The organism is Fibrobacter sp. UBA2449, from assembly GCF_002342555.1.
Taxonomy (GTDB): domain Bacteria; phylum Fibrobacterota; class Fibrobacteria; order Fibrobacterales; family Fibrobacteraceae; genus Fibrobacter.
This window is the reverse complement of the sequence record NZ_DDQF01000013.1, coordinates 53,345-66,151: the sequence shown is the minus strand read 5'-3', so window position 1 is coordinate 66,151 and position 12,807 is coordinate 53,345. Positions and strand designations below refer to the sequence as shown.

Here is a 12,807-nt window from a genome sequence, read left to right as displayed (position 1 = left end):
GGTGTTCAACAACGGTGACATGATCCGCGACTTCACCTACATCGACGACATCGCCGAGGGTAGCGTGCATGCGCTCGACCACATGCCTGTCGCGGAAAAGTGCCCGAACGGCGTTCCGTACAAAGTATACAACATCGGCTGCAGCCACCCGGTGAAACTGATGGACTTTATCGCCGAAATCGAGAGCGCGTACGGCGAGCCCGCGAAGAAGGAATTCTTGCCGATGCAGCCCGGCGACGTTTACCAGACGAACGCCGACACCACGAAGCTTGAGGCCGAATGCGGATACAAGCCGCATTGGAGCCTGCACGACGGCATCGCCGAGTTCATGAAGTGGTACAAAAGCGACAAGAACCCGCTGAGGTAGATGATGCGCGGTTCACGGACGATTGTTGCGGTACTGTTGCTTGTCAGTGTGCTCCTAGCGGCTGACGTCTTTGTGCTGCCTGCCGTAACGCCCGAACTCAAGGCGAAGGCTTCGGAATACTATAACAACGAGTGCAAGGGCTGCCATCGCTGGGCGCGCAAGTTTGCGGCGCCGCCCATGAAGGATAACGTCGCGCAGTATGTAGAGAATCCCGAGGCTCTGGTGCAGTACCTGATGAAGCCCGAGCCCAAGCACCCTGACCAGTGGGACCCGATGGAAATTTCGCCCATGAGCGAAGCCGACGCGAAGATGATGGCGTCGTGGCTGCTGTATATTCTGGAGCACCCGGACGACCCCGGAAGGCCTAAGTAACAGGAGCTGTGCTTGAAGTATTGGATGGGTGGCATTTTTGCGGTCGTGTGCGCGTTCTTTCTGGCGGATTTCCTCTTTTGCCAGAAGGCGACTCCTGTGCGAGTGGGTGCCGATGCGGGCGGCCCGAATTCGATAGCCTTTTTGCACGAGCTTCACGGCGAAAACATCGGGCTCGATTGCAGCCACTGCCATACGGGTGCTGTTTCCGGGGCGCGCGCATATATGCCCGCAAAGGCGGATTGCATGGATTGCCACCGCCTGCCGCTCACGGAAAATCCCGGAATCGAGAAGCTGGATTCGGCGCTGGCCGCCGCTCCGACATATCCCTGGAAGCACGAGCCCGCCTTGCCGGAGCACGTGGTGTTCCACCACGGGGTACACGCGGCCGCCGGGGTGGAGTGCGCGGACTGTCACCGCAATTTCGCGGGCGGTTCCGGCGCGAAAGCAAAATCTGGTGCGCCCCTTTCCACGGGCGCGACCGGAGCTCAGCCCGGTGCGAAGGCCGACGTATACGGCGGCGAGAATTTCAGTATGCAGATGTGTCTTGCCTGCCACAGGGGAGAAACGTTCAAACAGAAGAATTTCAGGCGGGCGGCAACGTACTGCGCCGCGTGCCACAGGTAGTTTATGGATAGGCGCGAGTTCTTGAAAATCCTTTCGGCGACGGTGGCGGGTTTTGCGCTGTTCGGGTGCCGCGATGGCCTGCTCGGCGACATGCCGGTCAAGGGCCCGCGCCTCAAGTTCGCAGACTTCGAGAACGAGGTGAAACTCGCCCTCTCGAAGATGAAGCCCGGTATGGAACTCGTGCGCGTGCCGACGCCCGCAGCGCTCAAGACTCCCGGTGCCTCGCAGGAGAACCGTTTTGGCATGGCTATCGACCTGGATGCCTGCGATGCCTGCGGCAAGTGCGTGCTTGCCTGCATCCAGGAGAACAACATCCCGCTTAGTGCTCCCGAGCGTGCGAACCGCGGGCAGTTCATGCACTGGATAGAGATGTGCGGCGGTGCGCCCGCGATGTGTTTCCACTGCGGGGATGCCCCCTGCGAGAAAGTCTGCCCGACGGGGGCCGCGAACCACACTCCCGATGGCGTCTCTGCGATGATGTACAAGCGCTGTACCGGGAGCCGCTTCTGCGGGGCGAACTGCCCCGTGCATGCCCGCAAGTTCAATTTCGATGACCCTGTGGCTTCGGGCCGTTCGCTCAAGTTTAACGCTGGCGTTCCCGTGCGCGAGAAGGGCGTGATGGAAAAATGCTCGCTGTGCCTGCAGCGCCTGCAGGATGCGCGCCACGACTTCAAGGCGCTCCATCCGGGAGAAAGTTTCCGCGGGCGCGGCGTGACCACCGCCTGTGCCGCCGCGTGCCCCAAGAACGCGATTATATTCGGCAACTGGCTCGACGAAGGTTCCCCGCTGGTAAGGGCCGCGAAGAACCGCGTGCTCTATGCCCCGAAGGCTATTGCGGCGCTTGACCCGGCTATCGTCTACATGAGGGGGCGTCGTTGATTTTCCGGATTCTCCTATACGTGGGGCTTGCGCTCCTGTTGCCCGGCCTTGCCGCGCTAGGGTATTCCCTCTGGGAAGGCCCTGCTGTGTGGTCGGTGGATGCGCATACCTTCTGGGGGATTCCCGTAAGCCTGTTCGTTTTCTGGATAGGCATCGCCCATGCGGGTACGCTCATTTCGGCAATTCTTCTGGCGCTCGGTGTGCCGCTCGATCGTCGCACCTCGATGCTTGCCGAACTCACGACTCTCTGCGCGCTCGTGGTCGCCGCGATATACCCGCTCATGCATCTCGGTGTGGTGGAAAACTTCTACATGGTTATCCCCTTCGCGGATGCGCGGGGGAACTTTGCGAACGTGCGTTCCCCGCTGGTGTGGGACTTCTGTTGCATCGCCATCTATGCGGTTCTCTCGCTCGTGTTTTTCGCGATTCACCTGTTTGCGGATAGGTCGCAGGCGCTGGAAGATGTTCGTCGCCCGATGGCATGGCTACTCTTCCCGCTGGTGCTCTGGGTGCACACGATTGTGAGTCTCGATTTTGCGGTGACGTTCGTGCCCGAGTGGCGCGGGGCGTTTTTCCCGCTGTACTTTATCGCGGGTGCCATCTATTCGGGCCTTGCGATGGTGAACGTGCTGCTTGTTGCGGAAGGCTGCCGCGTGCGCCTGCTCGAAAAGCTCATGATGGTCGGTTCCTTCGTGATGCTCGTATTCTGGGCTTGGAACTTCGCGCTCAAGGGGGACTGGAACTTCTCGGTGTTCGCGTTCGGGGCGCTGTTGCCGCAGCTCTGGTGGGTGTCTGCCGTGCGCGTGAGCCCGTTCGGGCGGCTTGCGGTTTCGCTCTCGGTACTTTTCGGGCTCTGGCTGGAACGCTTCTTCCTGGTAATGCCCGCCGAACCGCGCGGCTTTGGGTATGTCGATGCGGGCCTTGTCGCTTTTTCCATCGGGTTGTTTACAACGTTGCTTGTGATTTTGCGTGTAAAGTTGCGTAAGCCCATCGAGGGCGGGGAACTTCTTTTCGGCGAACTGGAAGAGGCTTCTGCGCCGGTTGTGGAACCCCATACGGAACCGCTCACGAGCCGCGAGTTTATCGTGTTGCGCTTTCCGTTGTTGCTGGGCGTGCTCGTGGCGCTTGTCTACACGCTCTGGGCGGTGTCGCAGCCCGTGTTCGATACGGTGGCGGTCGCTATCCCGAACGTTGCCCCGCTATTCTACCCGATTGTGGCGCTGGTGGCCGCTATTGCCCTATGCATACGCCCGGTATGGCAGGCGGTTTCGGCGCACAATGCAGATGGATGCGGTTCCCGTTACTTGAAAATCGCCTTTGCTATATGTATACTTATGTTTGCGTTTTTTGCGGGAGTGTTTTATGCGGGCGGTTCGTCTGCGCCATCGAAATTCACGAGCTATGTTGACACCCCGAAAAATGCCATCGCACCTGATGGCCCGAAAATAGCGGGCGCATTTGATACGCTGCGGACGCGCGCGGTATGGAACGCGCGATGCAGCGGATGTCACGGGACGGACGGCAAGTTCAACGCGAAGTTTGTCCGCGAGTTCTACCCGGTTCCGCAAAAGTTGATAGCGGCTCGTCTCGATTCCCTCGGGGAGGATTCTCTGGTACACGTGATTATGTACGGGCGCACGAACATGAACCCGTATGCTGACCGCATAACCGAAGCGGATGCCCGCGCCCTAGTGCGATACATGCGCTCGCTTGCCCCGGCGGACATCCCGGTGCCCGAGATAAAAGATTCTGCACCCGAGATAAACGATTCGACGCACGAGATAAACAATTCGACGCCCGAAACAAACGATTCGGCGGAGGTTCTACAATGATCCCGCTGATGAACGCTGTTGCCTGCCTCCTCGCGCTCGCCATGGCCCAGTTCTTCTGGCGCCGCCCCATCCGCCTGTTCAAGGAGGCGTTCTTCTTGCTTGCCGCCGTAGTCGTGTTCTGCGTCTACGCCTACTTCTCGGGCGACATGAACGACCCTGCGATGGAATCTTACCCCTTCCGCATGTTCGCGCTGGCCCTGTGCTTCTCTACGACGGCCCTGCCCGTCAAGCGCCGCCGTTACCTGCTCATGGCTCAGGTCATGTGGTTCTGGGTCGAGTTCTTCGGCTCCGTGTCGCTCTTCTACCACGGCTTCGACATGCCGTGGACGCGCCTCTTGGCAATCGCCGTCTCCGTGTTTGGCTCCACGTTCCTCTCGCGCATCTCGCAGGGCATGGAGTTCGCCCTGATGGCTTACTGGATTGCCGTCTGGGTGTTCTTTTAGATAAGGTTTTGCTCTGGGTGTCTACGGGTCGAGCAACTCGCCGCGGATGACTTCGACGTTCCCGCCGATGAGGCTTATGATGTTAGTCGGGTTGATTTCGATGGGTCCGCAGTCGACCATCATCTCGACGGAGTGTTCGAATGTCTTCCAGATTTCGTCGGGCTCGAAGATGTCCTCTTCGCTGAGTTTTGCCGCCGTGCTGAGGATGGGCTTGTCGAAATGCTGGAAGAGTTCCTTGAAAAACGGGTGCGTGGGCATGCGGATGCCGATTTCGGGGCGCTTCACGTCGAGCCTGCGGGCAATGTGCGGGTCGGCGGGCAGAATGAAGGTGTAGGGTCCTGGCACGCGCGGCTTCATGATGTTGAACGCGAAGTTGTCGATGCGGGCGTACTCGGTCGCACTGCGGATGTCGGGGACGATGAGCGCCATGAAGAACTTCTTCATAGGCTTTTTGAGGGCGTAAAGCTTGTGGATTGCCTTCGGGGATTCTGCATTGCAGCCGATGGCATAGCCCGATTCGGTGGGGTAGAGTACCAGCGCGTCGTCTTCGAGGGCTGCTGCAGCGAGTTTCACGATTCTCGCCTGCGGGTTGTCTGGATGTACTTCAAAACGCATGGCGATAATATAAAAATATGGCTGGATTTTGCATCGTCATCCTCGCGACTTGTGCTGAGTTTTGTCGAAGCAAGGCGAGGATCTTTAGGGCAGATAGTTTATCTCGCTAGCACTGCGGAATCACTTGGGTGCCTTCGAAAGCGTTCTTGATGTGTGCGAATTGCACGGGCGTCTGGTACATGCGCGCGGTGAGGACGTCGAAACGGCATGGCTGGTCAAAGCCCCTGGGCGCTTCTTCGCGGTGTGTGTGCAAAAAGTGGCACGCCGTCTGCCAGATTTTCCGTTGCTTCTGCACGTTCACGCGTGCGGCGGGATTCCCTTCGCCGGTTTTCCATACGGATTTTACCTCTACGAAAACAATCGTTTCGCCCTGCTTTGCAACGATGTCGAGTTCGCCGCCGCGATAGGCGTAGTTACGGGCGAGGACACGGTACCCTTCTCGCAAGAGGTACGCGGAGGCGTGTGTCTCGACGAGGTTTCCTTTGGATTTGCTGTTCAATGGAGCTCCATGCCGAGCAGGCGCATTTCAGAAATGGCGAAGTCCTTGTTTTCGGCGTCGTAGGCTTCGTCGAGGTAAATCTTGATTTCGCTGGTTTCCATCGCCTGGATTTTCGGATACTGCATGCCCTTGATGTTTTCAAGCGTCACCTTCTGCTTGAAGCCTTCCTTGGTCTCGAAGGTGAGCGTCTTCGGCTTCTTGAAGATGCGGAAGCGGTCGCCGAATGGGTCGTCGACCGATTTCTGGTAACCTACGGCAAATCCGACGTGCGTGATGAGCGTGATATTGTCGAAGAACAGCGTGAGTACCGGGTTCTGCGGCTTGGCAGGCATGGCGTTGAGCCAGGCCGTCTTGAGGTCGCCATCGGTGAGGTTGTCGATGGGGTAGCCACCCGAGATGTCGGCTTCGATGGCTGCGGTCTCGTGGTTGCCCATCGCATCGTCCCATTCAATCTCCGTAAGCATCCTCTCGGGCTTGTGCGTGAGCATCAGGAGAACGAGGAGCAGGATGATGAGCGGGAACAGCGAGATGGCAAGCGCGGTTAAACGCCTGCGGATGACGCGTACGTGCGATGGGAGGCGGGTGGCCGCTTCGGCAATCGAGGCGGGACCGTGCCGCAGCAGGGAGCCCTTCTTGCCGATCTTTACGCTTCCGTGCGTTTCTTTTTGCGGGAAAACCTGGTCGCATTCATCGAGGAATTCCTGCATGTCGTGGAAGCGTTCGTTGAGCTTTTTCTTAAGGCACTTGAGGATGAGCTCGGAGAGTCCCGGTGGCATGTCGGGGCGGAACTGTTTGGGATCCGGGGGAGGTTCCTGAACGTGCTTGAGCGCAATTTCTACGGGTCGGCTTCCGTTGAAGGGGAGTCTTCCGCAGGTCATTTCGTACAAGATAACGCCCATGCTGTAGATGTCCGACTGGAGCGTCACTTCGTCTCCGTGACATTGCTCGGGGCTCATGTATTCCGGCGTACCCATGGTAACGCCCGTCTTGGTGAGCCTATCCTTTTCCATCTCCTGGATGTACGAAATCCCGAAATCCATCACGTAGACACGGTTGTCGCGCGTGAGCATGATGTTCGAGGGCTTTACGTCGCGGTGGACGATGCCCTTGCTGTGGGCGTAGAGGAGCCCGCGCGCAATCTGGCGGATGATGACCTCGATGGCGTCGAACGGCAGCTTGCTTTGCTTCTGCAATACGTCCGAAAGCGAGAATCCCTGCACGTAGGTCATCGCGATGAACAGCTGGTTGTTCTGCTTTCCGAAGTCGAATACGTGGACGATGTTCTGGTGGTCCAGTTCCTTCATCGCCTGCGCTTCCAGGTAGAACCTCTGGATGGCTTCTTCGTCGGCGGAGGCGTCGAGAATCTTGAAGGCGACTTCGCGCTTGAGCTTTTTGTCGAGGGCTTTGTAGACAAGTCCCATGCCGCCTTTGCCGAGGGTGCCGATAAGGTCGTAGTTCTCGTTGAAGGGCCTGGGAAAATTCTGTGATGCAGGTTCTGTCATTTTGCTTTCTTGGACCGGTAAAGAATCGTTGCGGTAATTATACAAAATAATGCGGCGAGGAGTAGGGCCGCTCCTTTGTTCCAAACGTCATCGGGATGTTCGAGCAGCGTGTTCAGCAGCGAACTTTGGCTATAGCGTGACCAGACGATGTAGGAAAGCCATTTGCCCACCTGTTGCATTTGGTCGAAGGGAACCAGGGCCCCGGCGAGCGCCACTTGCGGGATGATGAGGAGCGGCAAGAAGGCGTTCGCTTGTCCCGAATTGCGCGATAGTGAGCTCACGAGAAGCCCGATGGCGATGGCGGGAGTTGTTGCCGTAACGGCGATTGCCAGGAGCTCGGGAATGTCGTGGTGGATGGGAATGCGGTAGGCGATAAAGGCGTATACAATGACGGTCTGCAGGATGGATACAATCGTGGGGAGGATGAATTTGGCGGAGAGGTAGGGAAGTATGCGGGCCCCCTTGCGGAATTCGCCCTTGATTGTATTTTTTTCCTGAACGATTTCGCGGATGGAAAGCGATAGCGAGAACCAGTTCGCGCAGAGCACGATGGCGAATGCGACTGTCCAGAGCGAGGATGTCCGCGAGAAAATTTGCGAAAAGAGAAAGCCGATGATGAAGGGCTGCAAAAGAAGTGCGGCTAGCTTCCCCTTGTCACGAACCCATTGGCGAAGCATGAGCGCCATGTTGTAGAATAGCGAACCCTTGTGCCGTTGCTTGGTGAAGTAGTAGTGGCTTAGGTTGTTCGAAACCGTGTCCTTGCTGATGATTCCTGATTTTTGCCAAATCGAAGATGAATCCGTAGAGAGGTTCGAGAGGATTTCGTCAGGATTGCTTGTCTTGAAGAACTGGTATGCTCCTTGCGGGCTGCCGTAGAAGCACTGTTCGCCTTGATGGATGACGAGCACTTTGTTCGCAATGCGGAGCGCCTCGTAACTGTGCGTGGTGAGGATAATTGTGTGCCCGAGAAAGGCGAGCTGCTTCAGGTGCGAACACAGGATGCGGGAGTTGAATGGGTCGAGACCCGAAAGCGGCTCGTCGAGGATGATGAGACCTGGGCTTCCCATGAGTTCCGCTGCGAGGGCGACGCGGCGTATCTCGCCGCCGCTGAGCGTCCTGATGCGGCTCTGCCGCCTGCCGCTCAGCCCGAAAAGTTCGCAGAACTTTTCGAGTCGCCCGTCCGCGCTTTCGCGAAAGTCCTTTGCGTCAAGCGTAATGCGGGCGCCATGGCGGAGCGTTTCGTCGACGGTCAGGTCGCTGCGGAGTGGCGGATCCTGTTCGAGAATGGCGATGCGTTCGCGAATCTGGCTGTGGCGGTAGTCGACGCCGCCTATGGTGACTTCGCTTCTTTCGCCCTTGCGGTAGGTGCCTTCGAAGAGTTTCAGTAGGCTTGATTTTCCCTGTCCCGAGCGTCCGATGATGGCGAGTATTTCGCCGGCGGGGAGGTCGAAGTCGATACCCGACAAGAGCTGCTTCTTCCCCGCGTATACGTCGAGGTCCCGGACGTGCAATTCGAACCCTGCTCCCACTTTTCGCATGAAGAGCTTCCCATCCCTGACGCTCATTTCCGTCTGGTCGAATCGGATTCCTTCGCCGGGGCGGAGCCCTATTTTTTTCCTGCTCTTGCCTTCCTCGTCTATGATGGGGTGCTGGAAACGGATTTCGGCGCCGTCTCCGTCCTTGCGCACTTGGATGGGTTTTGTCGAACCGTCCTCGCCTAGATCCACCATGCAGAATTTGTCTTCGAGCGGTTGCTCCTGGACTTCGTCGTTGATGTCGTAAAGCAGGAGGGAAAGTTTGTCTTCCTTGATGTCGACCCTCAGCCTCTTGACCCCGATTCCGATGATGTCGCCGTCGTGAAGTTCGCTTTCGTTTATCTGGGCTTCGTTCAGGAGGGTGAAACTGTTTTCGGTAAGGCTGCGGATTTTCCAGACGGTTCCGTTCGGACCTTGCTTTCGTTCAATGACGGCATGTTCCCTGGATACAAAACGCTCCGAGAAGCGGAGGTCGCTTCCTTCTCTGCGCCCGATGGTGAAGGGCTTGCTTGTATCTGGCGTAATGATTCTGAACATGGCCGCTTACCGCCGCATTACTTGAGCTCTTTGATTCCGTTCTCGAATCTTTCGCAGGCTTTTGCCAACGTCTCGTCGCTTGCCGCATACGAGAACCGCACGCAGCTGTCGTCTCCGAAGGCGGCTCCCGGCACGATGGCGAGTCCCTGTGTCTCGAGCAGGTATTTGCAGAAGTCAATCGAACTGTTTACGGCTGCACCTGCGGGAGTTTTTTTGCCGTAGAGCTTTGCGACGGGCGCGAACAGGTAGAATGCGCCTTCGGGCGCGGAGATGCTTTCGCCGAGGATTCTCGAAACCTGCGATACCATGAAGTCGCGCCTCCTGCGGAATGCCGCGCGCATCTTATCCACTTCGCCCATGCCCATGCGGAGAGCTTCGAGGGCTGCATATTGCGCGATGTTGCTCGGGTGGTGTGTTGCCTGTCCCTGAATTTTGCCGATTATCTTTGCAATCGGAGCGGGGGCGGCGTCGTATCCGATTCTCCAGCCCGTCATGCAGTGCGATTTCGAGAACCCGTTCACGACGATGGTTCGTTCGGCCATCCCGTCGAAACTCGCAATGCTTGCGAACTGTGCGCCATAGACGAAGTATTCATAAACCTCGTCGGAGATGCAGTAGATGTCGTTCTTGACGATGACTTTAGCGAGGCCGGCGAGTTCTTCGTGCGAATACACGCTTCCGGTCGGGTTGCAGGGGTTGTTGATGAGGATCGCCTTCGTCTTTTCGGTGATGGCGCTCTGCAACTGCTCCGCGGTCATCTTGAATTTGTTCCCGATGGTGGTCGGCACGAACTTGGGAACGCCGCCGAGCCACTTCACGAGTTCGGGGTAGGTGACCCAGTAGGGGGCGGGAATGATGATTTCGTCGCCCGGGTTTACGAGGGCCGCGAGTGAATTGAACACGGCGTGCTTCGCACCGCTAGTCATGATGATCTGTTCGGGAGCGTAGTCGAGGCCGTTGTCGCGCTTGAGCTTGTTGCAGACTTCCTTGCGCACCTCGAGAATCCCGACGGGGGCGGTATAGCGCGTCTTGCCATCGGTAATCGCCCTGGTGGCGGCATCGCAGATGGGCCTTGGAGTCGGAAAGTCGGGTTCGCCCGCGCCGAGGCTGACCACATCCTTGCCTTCGGCGATCATTTGCTTGGCGAGCGTATCGATGGCGACAGTGAGCGATGCTGCGATATTTTCTGTTCGTGTCGAAAGGGGACGTGTCATTTTGACTCTTTCTTCTTTTTCCAGATTCGGTAGTTGTCGAGGATTCCGGCAATCAGCGGGAAGGTGGTGAACTGTGCAAGCGCAATGCAGGCGAGCCCCAGTAGCAAGACCTGGCCGATGCTGCGGAGTCCGGGATGGGATGATATGATAAGGCTGAAGGAGGCGATGAACGATGCCGCCTGGCTCAGGAGGATGCCGAAGAACTTTGTCTGGAGGACCGTGATGGCTGTCCCTGCCTGTTTCGTGTAGAAGGCGCTCCAGAGCTGCAGCGAACCGTCGACGCTAGCCCCGATGATGAGGGGGAATGCGAGCGAACTGTAGAACGAAAGCTCGATGCCGAGCAGCCTAATGAGGATCAGCAGCCAGCTTATGGCGAATACCGAGGGGAGGAGGGTGAATATGGCCCTGCTGAATCGGTTGTAGAACATGAGCAGGAAGAACCATACGAGGAAACTTCCAATCCAGAGGGTCTTGTCCAGGTTTTTGAGGATGAGGTCGAGGACGGTTGCGCGGATGACGGGTTCCCCGGTCATCAGGATACCTTCCTTTTCCGGGCCCCTGATCTTGTCGAGGTTCTCGTTCAGCCTGCGGCACGCGAGTCCGTCGTCTGGATCGATATTGTGGAAAATGAAAGAGAAAACGCCGCGGTTCCCGTTCTTGTCGCTGAACTTGACTTTCACGTTGTCGGGCAGGTCCTCGTCGTCGACCTTCCTGTTCGAAAGCGCCTCGGCCATAAAGTCGTAGGCTTTCTTCTGCTTTTCGTCGAGATCCTTGACGTCGATTCCTTTCGCGAAAGCCTCCAGCGTGTCGAGTTTCTGTTCGCGAGAAACGCTTGCGTGCGGAACAGTCTTGGCGAGCGTGTACATCTTCTGGACGTTCGGGATGGCGCCTTTCTTCTTTAGCTGCTCGAAGTTGCGGTAGAGCTCCGTGCTTGCCTCTGCGCTTGTTGTCTCGACGATGATGGGGTCGTATTGCGGGAATCCGGTCTGGGCGAGGAGGGAATCGGCCGTGCCGGTTGTCTTCTTGATTTCGGTCTTGCTGAAATCGTAGAAGAACTTGAGATTTGACCCTCCGTAGACAAGGCATACGAGGCTAATGATAGACACGATGGCGATGAGGACGACATTGAGCCTATGGGGGAGAAGCGTCACTTTGTGCGAGGACGGATTTATTTTGAATGAGTTGACCGAAAACGGACGGCTCTTCTGGAATACGCGCAGGAGGGCGGTGGCGACAAGGAGGGTGACCATCCAGTTGATGAGTGTCCCGAGGCTCCCTAGGATGGCAAGTTCCTGCAGCCCGGGAAGCGGCACGAACATCATGCATGCAAAGAGGGAGGCCATGATGCACGAGGATGCGCATGTGGAGGGGCCGATGCCGAGAATCGCGCTCTCGATGCAGAGTTGCGGGCTCAGGTTGCGGGCGCGTTCTTCGAAATAGCGCTTGTAGACGTGGTTCACTATCTGGCATGCCTGGCCCGGCAGGATGATGGCGAGGAGCAGGGTGTAGAGGTTGATTCTCCCGTAGAGGAGCGATGCGAGGGCGAGCGTGTAGACGATTGGGAGCGCCGTCGCCACCGACGAGATAAATATCAGCTGCGGCTGCCTGTAAAAATTCACGACAAAGAGGAGCAGGATGATGAGGGCGGTAAGTCCGCCCGCTAGCTGGGCTTCGGGAAGGAGCGTCCGTCCGCGGCGGATTGTCTCGAAAACCTTTCCGGTAAAGTAGGATTGCACGTCGCCGCCCTGGATGATTGCGGAGAGGTAGGTGCTGGTCTGCGACAGGAGTTCGCGACTTGCCTTGAGGTCCGTTAGCGGGTGCGTGGGATATATCTCTACAACCCGGATGGTGCCGTCGGGATTCGAGTGGCTGCGGTTCATGATTCTCGCGTATTTTTCCTGGAGGTCGTTCACGCGGAATTCGATTTCCTTTTCCGTGGAGGAATCGAGGCCGGCGTCCAGGTCGACGTAGAACGGGTTATTCCTGCTGATGAACTTGTCCCGTATGGGGCGGATGCGGTTGATGGTGGAATCGAGGTCGCTCTCGTCGATATAGAGAAGGCAGTGCCGCGTGTAGTAGTCGGTGTCGGTTTCGAAATCCACGAAGTGGACCAGCGGATCCTTGCGCAACATCTGCGCTAGACTTTTCGCGGTGGTGTAGTTCTGGAGGCTGTCCTTGGAATGCAGGACGACAACGAGGCTCCCGAGCCCGCCGAAGTCGCTTTCGATACGCTTGTAGTCGTTGTTGGACTCGTCGCTGAAGGAGAGCGTGTCCTGCAACTGGAGGTCCCACCGCAGGTTCATGATGGGAAACGCCGAAAGAATGGCGAAAATGGTCCCGAAAAGCAAAACGGCTACAGGAAATCGTGTAAGTCTTCTGGTTATTTTG

At 57.6% G+C, this 12,807-nt stretch carries 12 protein-coding genes; 6 read left to right on the top strand and 6 right to left on the bottom strand.

The annotated features are described in order from the left end of the window. The 6 genes from B4B27_RS09325 to B4B27_RS09300 all read left to right on the top strand — a co-directional run. Positions 1 to 367: NAD-dependent epimerase/dehydratase family protein (locus tag B4B27_RS09325; protein ID WP_290725932.1), on the top strand; the 367-nt coding region annotated here is incomplete at its 5' end. After that, complete coding sequence (locus tag B4B27_RS09320; RefSeq protein WP_290725930.1) at positions 368 to 739, top strand: c-type cytochrome; 372 nt, start codon at positions 368 to 370, stop codon at positions 737 to 739. 12 nt (positions 740 to 751) lie between these two features. After that, positions 752 to 1,363 (top strand): cytochrome c3 family protein, encoded by a 612-nt coding sequence (locus tag B4B27_RS09315; protein ID WP_290725928.1) that lies wholly within the window; start codon positions 752 to 754, stop codon positions 1,361 to 1,363. 3 nt (positions 1,364 to 1,366) lie between these two features. Continuing rightward, entirely contained in the window at positions 1,367 to 2,242 is an 876-nt protein-coding gene (locus B4B27_RS09310; protein WP_290725926.1) for a 4Fe-4S dicluster domain-containing protein, read from the top strand. After that, a complete protein-coding gene (locus B4B27_RS09305; protein WP_290725924.1) occupies positions 2,239 to 4,074 on the top strand; it encodes a c-type cytochrome in 1,836 nt (611 codons plus the stop codon). Before B4B27_RS09310 ends, B4B27_RS09305 begins: the two co-directional genes overlap by 4 nt. Further along, on the top strand, positions 4,071 to 4,517 hold the full coding sequence (locus tag B4B27_RS09300; RefSeq protein WP_073115869.1) for a hypothetical protein: 447 nt from the start codon (positions 4,071 to 4,073) through the stop codon (positions 4,515 to 4,517). The genes B4B27_RS09305 and B4B27_RS09300 overlap by 4 nt, the downstream gene beginning before the upstream one ends. A 21-nt stretch (positions 4,518 to 4,538) precedes the next feature. Here B4B27_RS09300 and B4B27_RS09295 read toward each other — a convergent pair whose 3' ends face one another. The 6 genes from B4B27_RS09295 to B4B27_RS09270 form a co-directional block, all read right to left on the bottom strand. Further along, positions 4,539 to 5,132: an L-threonylcarbamoyladenylate synthase gene (locus B4B27_RS09295; protein ID WP_290725921.1), complete on the bottom strand. Its 594-nt coding sequence runs from the start codon at positions 5,130 to 5,132 to the stop codon at positions 4,539 to 4,541. Positions 5,133 to 5,238: 106 nt separating this feature from the next. Continuing rightward, entirely contained in the window at positions 5,239 to 5,631 is a 393-nt protein-coding gene (locus tag B4B27_RS09290) for a YraN family protein (protein ID WP_173366218.1), read from the bottom strand. Next, the gene (locus B4B27_RS09285; protein ID WP_173366219.1) at positions 5,628 to 7,133 is read right to left on the bottom strand and encodes a serine/threonine-protein kinase; all 1,506 of its coding nucleotides are present in this window, start codon (positions 7,131 to 7,133) and stop codon (positions 5,628 to 5,630) included. The genes B4B27_RS09290 and B4B27_RS09285 overlap by 4 nt, the downstream gene beginning before the upstream one ends. Next, positions 7,130 to 9,205 (bottom strand): ATP-binding cassette domain-containing protein, encoded by a 2,076-nt coding sequence (locus tag B4B27_RS09280; protein WP_290725917.1) that lies wholly within the window; start codon positions 9,203 to 9,205, stop codon positions 7,130 to 7,132. The genes B4B27_RS09285 and B4B27_RS09280 overlap by 4 nt, the downstream gene beginning before the upstream one ends. A gap of 17 nt (positions 9,206 to 9,222) precedes the next feature. Further along, on the bottom strand, positions 9,223 to 10,419 hold the full coding sequence (locus B4B27_RS09275; RefSeq protein WP_173381947.1) for a pyridoxal phosphate-dependent aminotransferase: 1,197 nt from the start codon (positions 10,417 to 10,419) through the stop codon (positions 9,223 to 9,225). After that, positions 10,416 to 12,722 (bottom strand): MMPL family transporter, encoded by a 2,307-nt coding sequence (locus B4B27_RS09270; protein ID WP_290725914.1) that lies wholly within the window; start codon positions 12,720 to 12,722, stop codon positions 10,416 to 10,418. Before B4B27_RS09270 ends, B4B27_RS09275 begins: the two co-directional genes overlap by 4 nt. Positions 12,723 to 12,807: the final 85 nt, after the last annotated feature.

Bases quoted from the DNA above. Each gene is read 5' to 3' on its own strand.
- B4B27_RS09320 (WP_290725930.1), top strand. From the start codon at position 368: ATGATGCGCGGTTCACGGACGATTGTTGCGGTACTGTTGCTTGTCAGT.
- B4B27_RS09310 (WP_290725926.1), top strand. From the start codon at position 1,367: ATGGATAGGCGCGAGTTCTTGAAAATCCTTTCGGCGACGGTGGCGGGT.
- B4B27_RS09300 (WP_073115869.1), top strand. From the start codon at position 4,071: ATGATCCCGCTGATGAACGCTGTTGCCTGCCTCCTCGCGCTCGCCATG.
- B4B27_RS09295 (WP_290725921.1), bottom strand. From the start codon at position 5,132: ATGCGTTTTGAAGTACATCCAGACAACCCGCAGGCGAGAATCGTGAAA.
- B4B27_RS09285 (WP_173366219.1), bottom strand. From the start codon at position 7,133: ATGACAGAACCTGCATCACAGAATTTTCCCAGGCCCTTCAACGAGAAC.
- B4B27_RS09280 (WP_290725917.1), bottom strand. From the start codon at position 9,205: ATGTTCAGAATCATTACGCCAGATACAAGCAAGCCCTTCACCATCGGG.
- B4B27_RS09275 (WP_173381947.1), bottom strand. From the start codon at position 10,419: ATGACACGTCCCCTTTCGACACGAACAGAAAATATCGCAGCATCGCTC.
- B4B27_RS09270 (WP_290725914.1), bottom strand. From the start codon at position 12,722: ATGAACCTGCGGTGGGACCTCCAGTTGCAGGACACGCTCTCCTTCAGC.